This is a genomic window from Streptomyces sp. TM32 (assembly GCF_004122755.1).
In the GTDB taxonomy this organism is placed as follows: domain Bacteria; phylum Actinomycetota; class Actinomycetes; order Streptomycetales; family Streptomycetaceae; genus Streptomyces; species Streptomyces sioyaensis.
In genome coordinates this window covers 61,606-77,179 of record NZ_SDIG01000011.1, presented here as the reverse complement: position 1 = coordinate 77,179, position 15,574 = coordinate 61,606, and the positions used below count along the sequence as shown (strand labels likewise).

General features: G+C 73.0%; 15 protein-coding genes and 1 riboswitch. Of the genes, 8 read left to right on the top strand and 7 right to left on the bottom strand.

What is annotated here, in order from left to right; genetic code table 11:
* Nucleotide 1: 1 nt before the first annotated feature.
* Nucleotides 2-1,345 carry a precorrin-3B synthase gene (cobG, locus tag EST92_RS04960; RefSeq protein ID WP_254068520.1) on the bottom strand — a complete coding sequence of 448 codons (1,344 nt, stop codon included), beginning with the start codon at nt 1,343-1,345 and terminating at the stop codon, nt 2-4.
* 182 nt (nt 1,346-1,527) lie between these two features.
* Nucleotides 1,528-1,600: riboswitch (cobalamin riboswitch) on the top strand.
* Nucleotides 1,601-1,656: 56 nt separating this feature from the next.
* Here cobG and cobN point away from each other — a divergent pair.
* Together cobN and EST92_RS04950 are read left to right on the top strand one after the other, a co-directional pair.
* Nucleotides 1,657-5,259, top strand: coding sequence for a cobaltochelatase subunit CobN (gene cobN / locus EST92_RS04955; RefSeq protein ID WP_129279706.1), 3,603 nt, complete (start codon nt 1,657-1,659; stop codon nt 5,257-5,259).
* Nucleotides 5,260-5,659: 400 nt separating this feature from the next.
* A complete protein-coding gene (locus EST92_RS04950; protein ID WP_129279705.1) occupies nt 5,660-5,932 on the top strand; it encodes a DUF1876 domain-containing protein in 273 nt (90 codons plus the stop codon).
* A 136-nt stretch (nt 5,933-6,068) separates the two neighbouring features.
* Here EST92_RS04950 and EST92_RS04945 read toward each other — a convergent pair whose 3' ends face one another.
* The 4 genes from EST92_RS04945 to EST92_RS04930 form a co-directional block, all read right to left on the bottom strand.
* Nucleotides 6,069-7,394 (bottom strand): LCP family protein, encoded by a 1,326-nt coding sequence (locus tag EST92_RS04945; RefSeq protein WP_129279711.1) that lies wholly within the window; start codon nt 7,392-7,394, stop codon nt 6,069-6,071.
* Nucleotides 7,395-7,706: 312 nt separating this feature from the next.
* Nucleotides 7,707-7,955 (bottom strand): hypothetical protein, encoded by a 249-nt coding sequence (locus EST92_RS04940; RefSeq protein WP_244942611.1) that lies wholly within the window; start codon nt 7,953-7,955, stop codon nt 7,707-7,709.
* Between the two features lie 143 nt (nt 7,956-8,098).
* A complete protein-coding gene (locus tag EST92_RS04935) occupies nt 8,099-9,064 on the bottom strand; it encodes a M56 family metallopeptidase (protein ID WP_129279704.1) in 966 nt (321 codons plus the stop codon).
* 3 nt (nt 9,065-9,067) lie between these two features.
* Complete coding sequence (locus EST92_RS04930) at nt 9,068-9,568, bottom strand: BlaI/MecI/CopY family transcriptional regulator (RefSeq protein WP_254068518.1); 501 nt, start codon at nt 9,566-9,568, stop codon at nt 9,068-9,070.
* Nucleotides 9,569-9,966: 398 nt separating this feature from the next.
* On the opposite strand from EST92_RS04930, the gene EST92_RS04925 reads away from it, so the two are divergent.
* From EST92_RS04925 to EST92_RS04900, 6 genes are all read left to right on the top strand, one after another.
* A complete protein-coding gene (locus tag EST92_RS04925; RefSeq protein ID WP_129279703.1) occupies nt 9,967-10,197 on the top strand; it encodes a hypothetical protein in 231 nt (76 codons plus the stop codon).
* A complete protein-coding gene (locus tag EST92_RS04920) occupies nt 10,194-11,180 on the top strand; it encodes a fatty acid desaturase (protein WP_129279702.1) in 987 nt (328 codons plus the stop codon). Before EST92_RS04925 ends, EST92_RS04920 begins: the two co-directional genes overlap by 4 nt.
* Nucleotides 11,177-11,611, top strand: coding sequence for a DUF5994 family protein (locus EST92_RS04915; RefSeq protein WP_129279701.1), 435 nt, complete (start codon nt 11,177-11,179; stop codon nt 11,609-11,611). Before EST92_RS04920 ends, EST92_RS04915 begins: the two co-directional genes overlap by 4 nt.
* Nucleotides 11,612-11,955: 344 nt before the next feature.
* Nucleotides 11,956-12,486: a DUF6344 domain-containing protein gene (locus tag EST92_RS04910; protein ID WP_129279700.1), complete on the top strand. Its 531-nt coding sequence runs from the start codon at nt 11,956-11,958 to the stop codon at nt 12,484-12,486.
* A gap of 813 nt (nt 12,487-13,299) precedes the next feature.
* The gene (locus tag EST92_RS04905; protein WP_129279699.1) at nt 13,300-13,938 is read left to right on the top strand and encodes a transglycosylase family protein; all 639 of its coding nucleotides are present in this window, start codon (nt 13,300-13,302) and stop codon (nt 13,936-13,938) included.
* Nucleotides 13,939-14,107: 169 nt separating this feature from the next.
* Nucleotides 14,108-14,488, top strand: coding sequence for a hypothetical protein (locus EST92_RS04900; protein ID WP_129249963.1), 381 nt, complete (start codon nt 14,108-14,110; stop codon nt 14,486-14,488).
* A gap of 181 nt (nt 14,489-14,669) precedes the next feature.
* Here the strand turns inward: EST92_RS04900 and EST92_RS04895 are convergent, their stop codons facing one another.
* Complete coding sequence (locus tag EST92_RS04895) at nt 14,670-15,023, bottom strand: hypothetical protein (protein ID WP_129279709.1); 354 nt, start codon at nt 15,021-15,023, stop codon at nt 14,670-14,672.
* Nucleotides 15,024-15,236: 213 nt separating this feature from the next.
* A complete protein-coding gene (locus EST92_RS04890) occupies nt 15,237-15,524 on the bottom strand; it encodes a hypothetical protein (RefSeq protein ID WP_129249949.1) in 288 nt (95 codons plus the stop codon).
* Nucleotides 15,525-15,574 lie beyond the last annotated feature (50 nt).

Sequence of the window (15,574 nt, the reverse complement as noted above, 5' to 3'; positions counted from 1 at the left end):
GTCACGGGGGTGGCGCCGGGGCGTCGTCGGGGGGCGGTGCGGTGTCCGGGCGGACGACCGCCACCCGGTAGCCCTCCCCCGTTGCCCGTACGTCCACCCATGCGCCGTGGGGGTGGCCGCAGCGGCGTTCGCAGCCGGACCAGTGGACGGGCAGGCCGTCCGGGACGGCAGTGGGGGGAGCGCCGGGGATGCGGGCGCCCGCGGCGACGGCGGCCGCGGCGTCGGCGCGGACGTCGGTGAGCGACTTGGCGCAGCCGGGGCGGCCGGTGCAGGCGCCGAGGCGGTGCCAGGGAGAGGCCGGGTCGGTGATCAGTCCGGCGGTCGCCAGCGCGGACAGCCGGGCGGCGGCCGAGTCGGCCGGCAGTCCGGGGAGGACGATGCCGCGCCAGGGGGTCAGCCGCAGCGTGCCGCGGCCGTCGTCGGCGGCGACGGCGGTCAGCAGTTGCCACTGGGCGAGCGTCAGCCGGCCCAGCGGTGCCAGGACACAGAGCGACGCCGTGCCGTCGGGGCCGTCGACGATCCCGGGGGCCGCGGAGCGGGGGGACGGCGGGGAGGTGGGCGTCGGTGCCTGCGTCACATATGTGGGGGTGATGCCGGTTTCGTGCAGGTGTGCCGCCACCTCCCGGGCGGTCAGCGGCTGTTCGGCGGGCAGTTCACGGACCCGCCAGGCGCCGCTGCCGCGCGCCGCCGCGGCGGTCAGGAAGGCCTCGGCGGCGCCGAGCGCGGCCCGCGGGGCGTCCGGGCCGGCGATCCGCAGCGCCGCCGGATCGTCGCCGACCCGCAGCAGCGCGGTGCCCCCGGGCCCGGCGGGTGCCGCGGCCCGGTCCGCTTCTGCGACCAAGCTCACATCCCCGCCGAGCGTCGCCACGTCACCCCGGCCGTCGTCCAGGACGAAGAGGAAGCGGCCCGACAGCGCGCTCGCCCGCTCGCTCGCACAGAGCAGTCCGTCCAGCTCACCGGCCCATCGGCGCACATCGGCAGGGGTGTTGCGGTCCAGTCCGGCCAGGGGGGAGGCGAGGATGTTGCGGACGCGTTCGTGGCGCGCGGAGGGCAGGAGTCCGGCATCGCGCAGCAGGGCGGCCAGCTCGGCGCCGCAGCCGTCGGGCAGGCCGCGGAGCTCTACGTTGCCGCGTGAGGTCAGCGAGAGGTGGCCGTCGCCGAGCCGGTCCGCGGCGGTGGCCAGCGCCTGCGCCTGATGGGCCGTCAAGTCTCCTGCGGGCAGCCGCACTCGGGCGAGGTTCCCGTCGGCGGCGGAGTGCAGCCGCAGCGCTCCCGGGCAGGCGTCACCGCGGTCCCGTATGGGCGGTTCGGCCCCTTGGGGGCGTATCGAGGGGGAGGGCGGCATGGCGGCGAGCATACCTACGACGGCGCACGCCGGAACCGGCCCCGGACCCCCCTCACCCCCACCCGGGGCCGGCCGTCGCAAAGGCCCGCTTACCTCCCCCGGGTGCAGCCCTTACTATGCAGGTCGGTGGGTCGGCTGATCCGCCGGACGCCAGCGACGGCGTGGGGTCGTGCGACCCCAGGGAGGAAGCCCGGTGCAAATCCGGCGCGGTCCCGCCACTGTGAACCCGGCAGGCGCCGGGTGAGTCAGGAACTCCCGCCGTCCCTACGACCACCCGGGGCGCGGACACCCCGAGGAAGGCCTGCGCTCGCATGCTTCTGCTGCTGTCGACCTCCGACACCGACCTGCTCAGCGCCCGCGCGGCCACGGGCCCGGTGCCGTACCGGCTCGCCAACCCCGCCCGCCTGGACGTCGACGGGCTGCCGGCCCTGCTGGAGGGCGTGGACCTCGTCGTCGTACGCCTCCTGGGCGGCATCCGCGCCTGGCAGGAGGGCCTGGACCTGCTGCTCGCCGAGGACCAGCACCGGCCCGTCGTCGTGCTCACCGGTGAACAGGCCCCCGATGCTCAGCTCATGGAGCAGTCCACGGTCCCGGTCGGCATCGCGGCCGAGGCGCACGCCTACCTCGCGCACGGCGGCCCCGCCAACCTCGACCAGCTCGCCCGCTTCCTCTCCGACACGGTGCTGCTGACCGGCCACGGCTTCGAGCCGCCGGCGCCCGCCCCGTCCTGGGGGCCGCTGGAGTGGGAGTCCCGCAACGACAGCGGCCCGCTGATCGCGGTGCTCTACTACCGCGCCCACCACATGAGCGGCAACACCGGGTTCGTGCGGACCCTCTGCGAGCAGATCGAGGCCGCGGGCGGCCGGGCCCGCCCGCTCTTCGTCGCCTCCCTGCGCGCCCCCGAGCCGGAGCTGATCGAGGCCTTGGGAGCCGCCGACGCCCTGGTCACCACGGTCCTCGCCGCGGGCGGCAGCAAGCCGGCGGACGCCTCCGCCGGCGGGGACGACGAGGCCTGGGACGCCGGTGCGCTGGCCGCGCTCGACGTCCCCATCCTCCAGGCCCTGTGCCTGACCGGGCCGCGCAGCGCCTGGGAGGAGAACGACGAGGGGCTGTCCCCGCTGGACGCCGCCTCGCAGATCGCGGTGCCCGAATTCGACGGCCGTCTGATCACCGTTCCGTTCTCCTTCAAGGAGGTCGACGAGGACGGTCTGCCGGTGTACGTGGCCGACCCCGAGCGCGCGTCCCGGGTCGCCGGGATCGCCGTCCGCCACGCCCGGCTGCGCCATGTCCCGGCCGCCGAGAAGCGCCTCGCGCTGGTGCTGTCCGCGTACCCGACCAAGCACTCCCGGATCGGCAACGCGGTCGGCCTGGACACCCCGGCCAGCGCCGTCGCGCTGCTGCGCCGGCTGCGGGCCGACGGCTACGACTTCGGCGCCGAGGAGGTCCCCGGTCTGGAATCCGGCGACGGCGACGAGCTGATCTACGCCCTCATCGAGGCCGGTGGCCACGACCAGGAGTGGCTCACCGAGGAGCAGCTCGCCCGCAACCCGGTCCGCATCCCGGCCGCCGACTACCGGCGCTGGTACGCCACCCTCCCGCAGGAGCTGCGCGACTGTGTCGAGCAGCACTGGGGCCCGCCGCCCGGCGAGATGTTCGTCGACCGCAGCCGCAACCCCGAGGGCGACATCGTGCTGGCCGCCCTGCGCCGCGGCAATCTGCTCGTCCTCATCCAGCCGCCGCGCGGCTTCGGCGAGAACCCGATCGCGATCTACCACGACCCCGATCTGCCGCCCTCGCACCACTACTTGGCCGCCTACCGCTGGATCGCCGCCGCCGAGGACGACGGCGGATTCGGCGCACACGCCATGGTCCACCTGGGCAAGCACGGCAACCTGGAGTGGCTGCCCGGCAAGAACGCCGGGCTGTCCGCCGCCTGCGGCCCGGACGCCGCCCTCGGCGACCTCCCCCTCGTCTACCCCTTCCTGGTCAACGACCCCGGCGAGGGCACCCAGGCCAAGCGCCGGGTGCACGCCACCCTCGTCGACCACCTCGTCCCGCCGATGGCCCGCGCCGAGTCCTACGGCGACATCGCGCGCCTGGAGCAGCTGCTCGACGAGTACGCGGCGATCTCCGCCATGGACCCGGCCAAGCTGCCCGCGATCCGCGCCCAGATCTGGACGCTGATCCAGGCCGCCAAGCTCGACCACGACCTGGGCATGGACGAACGCCCCGACGACGAGGGCTTCGACGACTTCCTGCTGCACGTCGACGGCTGGCTGTGCGAGGTCAAGGACGCCCAGATCCGCGACGGACTGCACGTCCTGGGCGGCGCGCCGACCGGCGAGGCGCGGGTGAACCTCGTGCTGTCGATCCTGCGCGCCCGGCAGATCTGGGGCGGTACCTCGGCGCTGCCCGGTCTGCGCGAGGCGCTCGGGCTGGACGAGTCCGCGGCCACCCGGACCACCGCCGACGAGGCGGAGGAGAAGGCCCGGGCCCTGGTCCAGGCGATGGAGGACGCCGACTGGGACCCGGCGGCGGTGGCCGGCGCCGCCGCGGGCCATCCGTCCGCGGTCGCCGACATCCTCGACTTCGCCGCCCGCCAGGTCGTCCCGCGCCTGGCCGCCACCACCGACGAGATCGACCACGCGGTGCACGCGCTGAACGGCGGCTTCGTCCCGGCCGGTCCCTCCGGCTCCCCACTCCGCGGCCTGGTCAACGTCCTCCCGACGGGCCGCAACTTCTACTCCGTCGACCCGAAGGCCGTGCCCTCCCGTCTCGCCTGGGAGACCGGCCAGGCCCTCGCCGACTCCCTGCTGGAGCGCTACCGGAGCGACAACGGCGACTGGCCGCAGTCGGTCGGCCTGTCCCTGTGGGGCACCAGCGCGATGCGCACCAGCGGCGACGACGTGGCCGAGGCCCTCGCGCTGCTGGGTGTCCGCCCCGTCTGGGACGACGCCTCGCGCCGGGTCAACGGACTGGAGCCGATCCCGCTCGCCGAGCTGGGCCGTCCCCGCGTCGACGTCACGCTGCGCATCTCCGGCTTCTTCCGCGACGCCTTCCCGCACGTCATCGGCCTCCTCGACGACGCGGTACGGCTGGTCGCCGGCCTGGACGAGCCCGCGGAGTCCAACTTCGTCCGCGCCCACGCCCAGGCCGACCTGGCCGCGCACGGCGACGAGCGGCGCGCCACCACCCGCATCTTCGGCTCCCGCCCGGGGACGTACGGCGCGGGCCTGCTCCAGCTGATCGACTCCCGCGACTGGCGCACCGACGCCGACCTCGCCGAGGTGTACACCGTCTGGGGCGGCTACGCCTACGGCCGCGGCCTCGAAGGCCGCCCGGCCCGGGAGGAGATGGAGACCGCCTACAAGCGCATCGCGGTCGCCGCCAAGAACACCGACACCCGCGAGCACGACATCGCGGACTCCGACGACTACTTCCAGTACCACGGCGGGATGGTCGCCACCGTCAAGGCGCTCAAGGGCAAGGCGCCCGAGGCGTACATCGGTGACTCGACCCGGCCCGAGACGGTCCGCACCCGCACCCTGGTCGAGGAGACCTCGCGGGTCTTCCGCGCCCGGGTGGTCAACCCCCGCTGGATCGAGGCGATGCGGCGCCACGGCTACAAGGGCGCCTTCGAACTCGCCGCCACCGTGGACTACTTGTTCGGCTACGACGCCACCACGGGCGTGGTCGCCGACTGGATGTACGACAAGCTCGCCCAGGCCTACGTCCTGGACCCGGAGAACCGCGCGTTCCTCCAGGAGGCCAACCCCTGGGCCCTGCACGGCATCGCCGAACGTCTCCTGGAGGCCGAGTCCCGCGGGATGTGGGAGAAGCCGGACGCCGAGACGCTGGCGGCGCTGCGGGAGGCGTTCCTGGAGACCGAAGGGGAGCTGGAGGGCGAGGACTGACCCGGTCGCGAGGACTGACCCGGGCGCGGAGCCGCCCCGGCCGGGGGGCCGGGGCGTCCCCGTACCCCGGGCGGCACCGCTGGCGCTGACGCCGCACATCCCGATGCCGGCCGTCGCGACGACGGCGGTGAAGCGGACCCGCATGCGCATGAATTCCCCCCGAGGTGATCGGTAGTTGGTCCGGGGGGCGGTGCGCCCGCCGAGTGCCCGACGTGAGGCCAGGGCGGCCCGGCACGGCCCCACCATGGGGAAAACCCCCTGATCATGGTGCGGATCGCCCCAGGTGTCGCCCCAGGTCTCTCCCGGGGTATCGCCCCAGGTGCGGTCGATGGTTGCCGGTGCGACGATTTGTGTGGGGGTGGTTCATGTGCTGCTTGGGGGGCGTACGAGGAGGCTTCCGGTGACCGGCACGAAGACATGGAACGCCGAGATCAGCATCACCGAGGACGACAGCGAGGTCCGGGCCGAGGCCCGGCTGCGTGGCAAGGAGGGCGGGCAGCTGGTCGGCCAGGGGTCGGCGCGCTGCAACCCCGCCGATGAGAACGTCCCCGACATCGGAGACGAGCTGGCGGTGGCACGGGCGATGTCCGACCTCAGCCATCAGCTGTTGCAGCGGGCCGCACACGACATCGAGGTGCACACGTCCCGCCCGGTGGAGCGGCTGCGCGTCTGACCGACGACGGCGACGCACCCGGTGCGGCGCCCGGTGGACCCGGCCCGCCAAAGCGGCCGGCGCCGGCCGGACGCCCGCCACTTGCGCCCGGACGCCTGGTCCTGCGCCCGGAATCGCTTCCTGCCCCCGGAAAGCGCTACTCCTGCACCCGGAAGTCCGGCCCGATCGTCAGCGTCACCGCGCCCGGAGCCGCCTGAGCCGACTCCGTGGCCTTGGTCCCCGGGAGGCGGGCGGCGAGCACCTCGCTCTGGATCTTGAGCGCGGCCGGGTACGTGAGGGTCGTCCTGTCCGCCGACGGGGCGTTGCCGGTGGCGACGACCGTGAAGCCGAGCTTGCGCAGCTGGTCGGCGGCGGAGGCGGCCCGGCCGGGGATGCCGGTGCCGTTGAGGACGCGGACCTGCACGGAGTGGGCGGTCACCGGGTTCTTGGCGGCCTCGGCGAGCTTCTTCTTCCCGGCGGCGCCGAGCTCCCGGTCGTGCGCGATATCGCTGAACAGCTGGGAAGCCTGGGGGTATTGCCAGATCACATTGGCCTTGTCGGTGGGGACGTCCGCCTCGCGGTAGTAGTTGGGGACGGTCACGAACGTGAGCCGGTCGGAGGGGATGTCCTTGACGGTCGAGGCCAGGTCGTAGAGCGGCTTGATGCCGGCCAGGGCCTTGTCGGTGGTGAGGGACTTGGTGGCCGAGTCCAGGAAATCGTAGAGCTCGCCGGGGCTGGTGAGCTTGGCCTGCGCCTTGGCGCCCAGGGCCTTCATGAACTCCTGCTGGCGGCCGATCCGGCCGAGGTCGGAGCCGTCGCCGACGCTGTAGCGGGTGCGGACGTAGCCCAGCGCCTTCTCGTCCCGGACGGTCTGGCAGCCCGCCCCCAGGTCCAGATGGGCCTTCTTGTCGTGGATGGCGTGCTTGGGGCAGACCTCTATGCCGCCCAGGGCGTTGACCATGCCCTTGAAGCCCTGGAAGTCGACCGAGGCGAAGTGGTCGACGCGCAGTCCGGTGTTCTTCTCGACGGTCTTGATGGTGCAGGCCGCGGCCTTGGTGATGTCCCCGGAGTCCCCGCCGATCGAGAACGCCTCGTTGATCTTGAAGTGGTGCGGGGACGACTGTGAGCCGTTGCCGCGGGTGCAGGCGGGGATCTGCACCCAGGAGTCCCGGGGGAAGGACAGCGCGGTGGCCCACTTCCGGTTGGCCGCGATGTGCACGAGCATCAGCGTGTCCGACTGCATGGTCGTCAGGCCCCGGCCGTATTTGGCATTGGCGCCGGCCCGGCTGTCCGAGCCGACGACCAGGATGTTCTTGGAGCCGGGGCTGAGATTGACCGGCCGGGCTCCGTCGATCCCGATGTCCGCGCCGTGGATGTTGCTGTCCAGGTGCTGATAGACCCACGCCCCGACGCCGGCGGTGCCGAGCACCAGCACGCCGAGCACGCCGCCGGTCCAGACGACGATGCGGCCGCGGCGGGTCATCCGTACCTTGTCCGGCCGGCCCGCCTTCCGGGAGCCGGCGCGGGAGCCGTCGGCCGAACCGGCCGGCCCGCGGCGCGAGGGGGCGCCGGACGTACGGGAGTTGCCGGGTCCGCGGGAGCCGTCACCGGCGGCAGGGGGCGCTCCGGGGGCGACGTCGGTGCCCCGCCGGGCCGTCTGCTGGTGCCTCTGCCTGTCATGCACGCCGGTGGCCCTTCTGGTCCTTCTGATGCTGCTGATGCGGGTGATGCCGTACGGGGGGAGGGGCGCTCGCGGCGGCCGGACGGGCCGGCGGGGCCGGCAGGGACGAAGGGGTCAGAGGCCGGTGCTGGGCAGGAGCAGGATCGACTCGGGGTCGTAACGCAGCCACTGCGGGCACGCACCGCCCGGCAGGGTCCGCAGCCGGCACCACAACTCGCCCGCCCCGTCCGTCCACCAGGCGTTGATCCGGCCCAATGTCCATCTGCCGTCCGGGTATTGGACCTCCACCGGCTGATAGACCCATCGCACCTCCGCCTCTGGAGGCGGGCAGTCCCAGGTCAGGAGTCCGCACCTCGTCGCCATCTCCCCCTTTGGACGCGCCTGTTGCGCAATGCGCGCATACTCTACCGGGAAGTTCTACAGACGTGTAGAAGTTGCCGGGTACGGGGCGGCTCACCGCGCGGTGCGCCGTGCCTGCCCGGTACGGGTCAAGGGTCAGTGTGCACTCAGAGCGGCGTTGCCGCCTTCAGAACAACGAACAGCGCGACGGCTGCGTTGAGCGCACACAGCGCGGAGGCGGCGGTGCCGGCCGCGGCGATCAGAGCCGCCAGGCCCGCCGGGGTCAGCGCCGGCGGCCAGGGGCGGGCCGGCGGCACGGGCCCGAGCAGCGCCGCCACCCGGCGCGGCACCGGCCCCGGTTCGGGCCCGGCGAAGTGCGCCAGCTCCGGGTGCGGTGCGGGCCGCGCGACCAGCGCCGCCCGGCCCACCGCCCGGGCGGTCAGCCGCCGGTCGCCCACCACCCGCGCGGCCTCCTCGTCCGCCCAGCGCTCGGTGGCGAAGGCGACCGCCGAACGCAGTGGCAGCAGCAGCGGGTTGACACAGCCGGCCAGGCGGACGGCGAGCAGCGCACGGTGGTGATGGCAGGTCAGGTGGGCGCGCTCGTGGGCGAACAGCGCGCGTACCTCGTCGCCGTCCAGGCTGCGCAGCATCCCGTGGGAGACCGCGATCCGGCCGGGCCTGGCGGGGCGCCCGGGCCGGGCCGGGGTGCCGGGCACGGCGTAGGCGTACGGATCGTCGTCCGGCAGCACCGCGGGGTCGGCGCCGGCCGGCAAGGCGTCCAGTGCGTGGTGGACGCGGGCCCGGACGCGGTGGTGCCGGCGCAGTGTGCTCCCGCACACGGTGAGCGCCGCGGTCAGCAGGGGGATCGCGGCGGTGCCGGCGACCTCGGCGAACGGGACCGCGGCCCGCACCTCCGGGTCCGACCAGCCGTCGGGCAGCGGATTGCCGGGCAGCTGGGCGGTGCCGACCACCACCAGCAGTCCCAGGCACAGGGTGCTGCACAGCCCGAGGACCGCGGCGAGCAGGGTCAGCAGCCGGGTGGTGGCCCGCGGATGGAGATGCTGTTCCGCGAGCCGGGCGATCGGCAGTGCGGTGAGCGGCAGGACGAGCGGCAGGAACACGAAGACGCCCACCGGTCAGCCTCCGCGTGCTTCGTCCGAGCCCCGGTCCGCGCCCGGGGCCCCTTCCGCGGCGCGGTCGAGGAGGGTGCGCAGCAGCTGCTCGTCCTGCGCGGAGAGGGTGGAGACGAAGCTGGTCAGGACGGCGTCCCGGTCCGGTTCGCCGTCCAGGACGCGGCGCATCCGCAGGGCGGCGAGCCCGGCCTCGTCGGCGGCCGGGCTCCAGAGGTAGGAGCGCCCGGACCGCTCGCGGGTGACGGCCTGCTTGGCGTGCAGCCGGGACAGGATCGTCATCACGGTCGTGTACGCGAGGTCGCCGCCGAGCCGTTCCTGCACCCAGGCGGCACCGGCCGGGCCCGGCGCGCGGTGCAGCGCGGCCAGCACCTGGGCCTCCAGCTGGCCCTGCCCGCGCCGGCGGGCGCGCTCGCGTCCACCGCCGCCGCACTCCTCCGGTTCCGGCGCTGCCCGGCCGGGGTCCCCCGCACCGCCCGGCGGCCTTCCGAAGGACTTCCCGCCCATGCCGTCGCCTCCCGTCGCGCCGGATGTCCCGAGGGCCGGGACGCCGCAGCATCCTACTGAGCGGCCGGATCCGGCCACCGACGCCGCCCGCCCCGGAGCCCGCCGCGGCCGACCCCTTCAGCGTACTTTTACACCCCTGTAGATGGTGCGGGACTCCGGCCTCCAGCCTCCGGACTCTGGGCTACGGACTACGCACTGCGGCCTCCGGACCACGGCCTCCGGACCGACCGGCATGCAGGCCGTACGTGGCGATCCGCGCACGCCGTATACGGCGATATCTGCCCAGAGCTACCCATAGGGCTCGTACGGGGATGCACTACGCCCACTCGGGGTACCGTGAAAGCACCGGACCACCGAGGGATGCCGAGGGTGACCGAGGTATTCGGCGAGGTGAGCACATGCAGACGCTGTGGACCGTGGTCGTGCTGCTGGCGCTGGTCGCGCTGGGGGTGCTGATCATCGCCCGGGTCAATGCGCAGAGCACCGGGCGGATGGCCCACCACCGGTACGCGGACTGGAAGCAGTCGAGGCGGCGGCGGAAACAGCAGCGGCAGGGCGGTGCTCCTCCTCCCGGCGCGGACATCGCCGGGCCACCGCCGCCCTCCGGCAAGGCGGGAAGCGACCTGTGACGTCCACCTCTCGCGGTCTCCCGCCCGCTCGGGACTACGACGGGACCTCGCCGTTCCCCGACAGCGGCGCCGAGTCCCCACCGAGCAGCGGGCGCAGGATGTACACCACGGTGACCGGCATCATCGTCGTCGCCCCCTTCGTCGGGCTGGCCGTCGGCATCCCCCTCCTGTGGGGCAGCGTCGTCCACCTCACCGACCTCGTCCTCCTGGCGGTCTTCTACGTCGTCAGTGGTCTGGGCGTCACCGTCGGCTTCCACCGCGGCCTGACCCACGGCAGCTATACGGCCGCCCCCGCGCTGCGCGTCGCGCTCGCCCTCGCCGGCTCGCTCAGCTTCCAGGGCGATGTCATCGACTGGGTCGCCACGCACCGTCGCCATCACGCCTACACCGACCGCCCCGGCGATCCGCACTCGCCGTACCGCTACGGCACCAGCCTGCGCGGTCAGCTGCGCGGACTGGTGCACTCGCACATCGGCTGGCTGTTCGGCGACGACCCCACCTCACACCGCCGCTTCGCGCCCGATCTGCTCGCCGACCCCGGGATCCGGGCGGTGGACCGGGCGTTCCCCGTGCTGTGCCTGCTCACCCTCGGCCTGCCCTTCGCGCTCGGCTGGGCGCTCGGCGGCACCTGGGTCACCGCGCTGACCGCCCTGCTGTGGGCGGGGTTCATCCGGATCGCGCTGCTGCACCACGTGACCTGGAGCGTCAATTCGCTCTGCCATGTCATCGGTGAGCGGCCGTTCCGCACCCGCCGCCACGACCGGGCGACCAATCTGTGGCCGCTGGCCCTGCTGTCGTTCGGCGAGAGCTGGCACAACCTGCACCACGCCGACCCGACCTGCGCCCGGCACGGCGTCGACCGCGGACAGCTCGACGTGTCCGCCGCCGTCATCCGGCTCTTCGAGCGCCTCGGCTGGGTCCGGGACGTGCGCTGGCCCGACCCGGCACGGGTGGCGGCCCGCCGTATCGGGAGCACCACATGACCGTCGCCGCCGGAGACCAGCCCCACCCGCCCCCGCACCGGCACCATGCACCCCCGCCCGTCGCCCGCCTGACCTTCGCCCCGCACACCGATACGGCGCGGCGCATCGACGGTGTCTGGTGGCCGCACTCGGCCGACCTGCTGGCCGAACTTCCCGAGCTGCTGACCGCGTTGCCCTTCGACTGGCCTCGCATCACCCACGCGACGGTGAACGGCAAGGCCTGGCCCGCGCTCCCCGCCCACATCCTCGTCGAGGGCCATGTGGTCCGCCTCCGCAGAACCGCCGGACGTCCCGGTCCGGACACCGTCTGCCTGGTCGCGATGGGCCACGGACGCTGGGACCTGCTGATCATCCCGCCCGGCATCCCCGAGCCGACGGGCGTGCGGATGATGGCGCAGATGGCGCGTACCGGCGAGTTGACACCGGCCTGAGCCGGGCCATACCCCAGGGATCCGCCCGGCGCACCCGCCGGCACCTCGGCCGGCGCCGCGAAGCGGCCGAAACATCGCCCGGCGGGGGCCCGTGACCTGCTGTCCCTCGTCCTCCGACGGCCGTGGCTACTGCGTACGGGTGGTGTTCATCGGAAGAACGCCGATCCGGGGGCGTCGGTCCGTGAATCCTCCCATTGCGTACTCATCATAAGAAAACGCAACAGAAGCGACGCCATCCGAGCGGTGCACCCGGAAGCGACGCCACTGGAGCGATGCACCACAGGCACGAACGGAAGCAGACGCAACGGATCTCTCGGGGAGATCCTGACCGAAAGTGAGGGGCCATGGCTGCGACCAAGGTCATGAAGTTCTGGGCGGTGTGTCTTGCCGTGCTCGGCAAGCTGCTGGCATCACTGGGTGTCTCCGCGGCCGCCTCGGCGGCACGCCGGGACGCCGCACTGTACGAGCGGACCCTGGGCAAGGAGAGCGCGGGCACCGAAGCCCCGGGCGCCGAGGTCCCTAAGGCGGTGGGCTGCGGCGCACCGGACCGGGGTCCAGGAGCGGGGTCGCCGTCCGTGCCCGCTCCGCGCGGTGTGCCGCTGTACGGCCAGATCGGCTCGGCCCGGAGGTTCCGGCGGCCCGAACTGCCGCCGACGATCAAGCAGCGCATTCTTGCCGAGGCACACGGCACCTCACCCGGCATGCGCAGCCGTCGCACCTACACCGCCGCACCGCTGACGGCCGACGCCTGCGCCGATCAGGACGGGACCGCAACGGCCACCGCCACCACTCCCGCGAACGCTGCCGCCGCCGAGTCGCGCGGCGCTGTCATCCCGGCGGCCCGCAATCGTGCGCACACCGCCGGCGTCATCTGAACCCGGCGACAGTCGATCTTTGACCTGAGATTTCGCCGGCTCGGACAGTCCTGACGGCTGTGACGGCTCTGCTGCGTCTGACGGCTCTGACGCCCTGACAAGGGCGGACGAGGGACGGACAAGGGACGGGCTGCGGACGGACCAGGCGTGTGACAGCTCCGCGCCGAGGAGCGGTCCGGCAGTGGATCCCGATGCAGGATCCGTAGCGGAACCGCACGACGAACCAGCAGAGCAAGCGACGCAGACGCAGAGGTAGAGGTAGAGGTAGAGCAGAAACTGACACAGACACAGACACAGACACAGACGCAGACGTGTTCCACGTGAAACATCCGCGGACGCTGATCCAGCCGGAACGGCCGGTCCGCAGGCAGACCTGAACTACCCGTACCACGCTCGGAGTTCTACGGCTCAGCCCCTCGGGGCGCCGGTCCCGGACCTCTTCCAGCTCCAGCCCGAGAACCGCACGCAGCGCATGCGTAGCGGGATTTCCGTGGGTGGTGAGCGGAAAGTGGTCGACGGCATGACCGCGCGGGGCCGTGCGGAACCCGCCCGTGCTCGATGAGCCGCCGCCGTCGTCGTCGTGTGACGCGGCCGTGCTCTCGACGCACGCGTGCGCTGTCCGCGTGCGACGCTCCTGCTGCCCGCCTGCTGCCCGCCGTACCGGTCCGTGCGCGGCCACCCGGGTGAAACACGTGCATGTCGCGCTCCTTCAGCACGCCAATAACCGTGGTGCCGGGTGTGTTGGTGCGTGCCCACCGGCCGTGGCGAGTCACTCCGCCACGGCGTTGTCGGAGCACAGCGGAGGAAACCGTCATGCCGTCGCACGTTGCCAAACGGTCCGTCGAAACGCTGCTGTCCGTGCTGCTGGCCATCCTGGGCGTCCTCGGCCTCGCCGGCCGGGGCGTCGCGGCGACCAGCGTGACCGCCGGTCCACCGGCGCCCGACTGGGAGCGCATCGCCGCCTGCGAGAGCAGCGGCCGCTGGCACATCAACACCGGCAACGGCTACCACGGCGGGCTGCAGATCGACCTCCCCACCTGGCGTGCGTACGGTGGCGAGCGCTTCGCCCCGCGTGCCGACCTCGCCACCCGCGCCCAGCAGATCGCCGTCGGCGAGCGCATCGTCCGTGACCGCGGCCTGTCGGCCTGGCCGAACTGTGCCCGGGTGACGTCGGGCGACGACCGCGCCGACGGCGGCTCGACCACCGCCGGCCAGGAATCCGCCCCGTCCGCGCGGGCCCGCCAACGGGCCACCCCGGCCCGCAGCCTCAGGTCCGTCGCCGGCCCCGCGGCACCCAGCTACGTGGTGCGCCCCGGGGACTGTCTTTCCGTCATCGCCGCACGCGCCCACACGCCGGGCGGCACCAAGGCGCTGTACGACCTGAACAAGGACACCCTCGCGCACGGCCCGGACCTCATCTATCCGGATCAGCGGCTGTGGTTGCCGGTCTGACGGCGGCGACCCGGCGTCCGTCGACGCGCCGTCCCAAAGGGCCGTCACGGTGAATCCGGTGATCGGTCAGAGTGAATGCGCGGGACGGGCCGTTGCGCACGCTTGGTGGACGGGGCAACGGCCGGTAGCAAGACCGCGGGGTACCAACCGCGAGGTGCAGGAGCACACAGTGAAGAACATGGCACGGGTGAATTTCGTGATTGCGGGAGCGTGCGGTCTGCTCCTGGCCGCCGGCGGGGCGTCGCCCGCACTGGCATGGGACGGGCCGTTCGACGACGGGGGCGGCGTGTTCAACAGCGACACGTTCGCCAACTTCCATGCCGGATTCAACTGCTCGCACCGCGCCAGGATCTGCATCAACGGGCCGCTGAACAGCGGAAACGTCCGGAACTCGCAGAACGTCCACCTGTCCGGCAACCAGAGCAACAGCGGTAGCCCGACCAACGTCAACGGCAACACCAACGACGACGCGGGCGGCACGACCGGAGCCGAGAACAAGACCAGCAACAACCAGCAGCACATCGGCCACGGCGGCAAGCAGCGCCTGTGATCCGACGCTGATCCGCCACACCCTCCGGCCCCGGCTCGTCCGGGGCCGGAGTCGTTCCGCCGGGCCGGGCGCCGGCGAGCTGGGGGGCCGGAAACGGCGATCGCCCGGCGGAGGCCGCCGGGCGATCGCGGATCGGCTCGCGAGGACCGCGGGCCATGACCGGGCCGGGGCCCGGTCCGGGTCAGTGCAGCTTGAGGATGCGCTGGAGGTTGTTGCCGCTGCCCTTCGACGCGCCGGTGACGCTGTCGCCGCTGTTGGTGGACCCGTTGGTGTTTTTGAGATTGCCGCTGTTGTTGGGATTGCCGTGGTTGAGGAAGTTGCCGCTGTTCATGCTGTTGCCGCTGTGTACCGGCCCGTTGATGCAGGGGTGCGGTGAACGGAACACCGGCGACCTGTAGTTGAAGTCTGCGAGGCGGTTGTTGCAGATCACTCCGGAGACCATGCCGGCCACCGTGCCGACGTCGGCGCCTGCCACGGCCGACAGCAGGGACTCACCCGGAACGGACACGGCCTGGGCCACCCCGCCGCCGAGCATCACCAGTCCGCATGCCCCGACGATGCTCCCTGCCTGCGCAATTCTTCTCACGTCGCTCCTCGCCTCCGCGTCCGTCCGATGCCAGACGTATCGTCCTGCCGTTGCCGTCCCGCACCGTCGTTCAACCCGCGGGGAACAAAACGCTCGGCGGCCACAATCAGCCGGGTGGCCCAACACGTGAGGACGTGCTCCGACGCTCGTCCGGCGGCGCGCTCAGAGGACGAGCCGCTCCGGCATGGGCTGCTCCACGCCGTCCAGCTCCAGCGTGCACCGGGGCATGGAGGGGACGAGATGCGGCTGGCGCAGCAGGACCCGGAAGGGGTGGACGGGCTCCTCGGGGAGTTCGCCCCTCAGGACGTTCATCCCGGCGCTGTGTTCCTTCTGGTAGGCGACCACCTTGCCGTCGACCAGGAGCTCGACCTCTCCGGCCCGGCCGGGCCCGACGTTCACGGTGATCGAGTGGTCACCCTGGTCCAGGTGGAAGTGGTGGCTGGGCCCCATGTCGCACCTCCCGTGGTGATGTGCCGTGCGCTCGGGGCCACCGTCCGCAC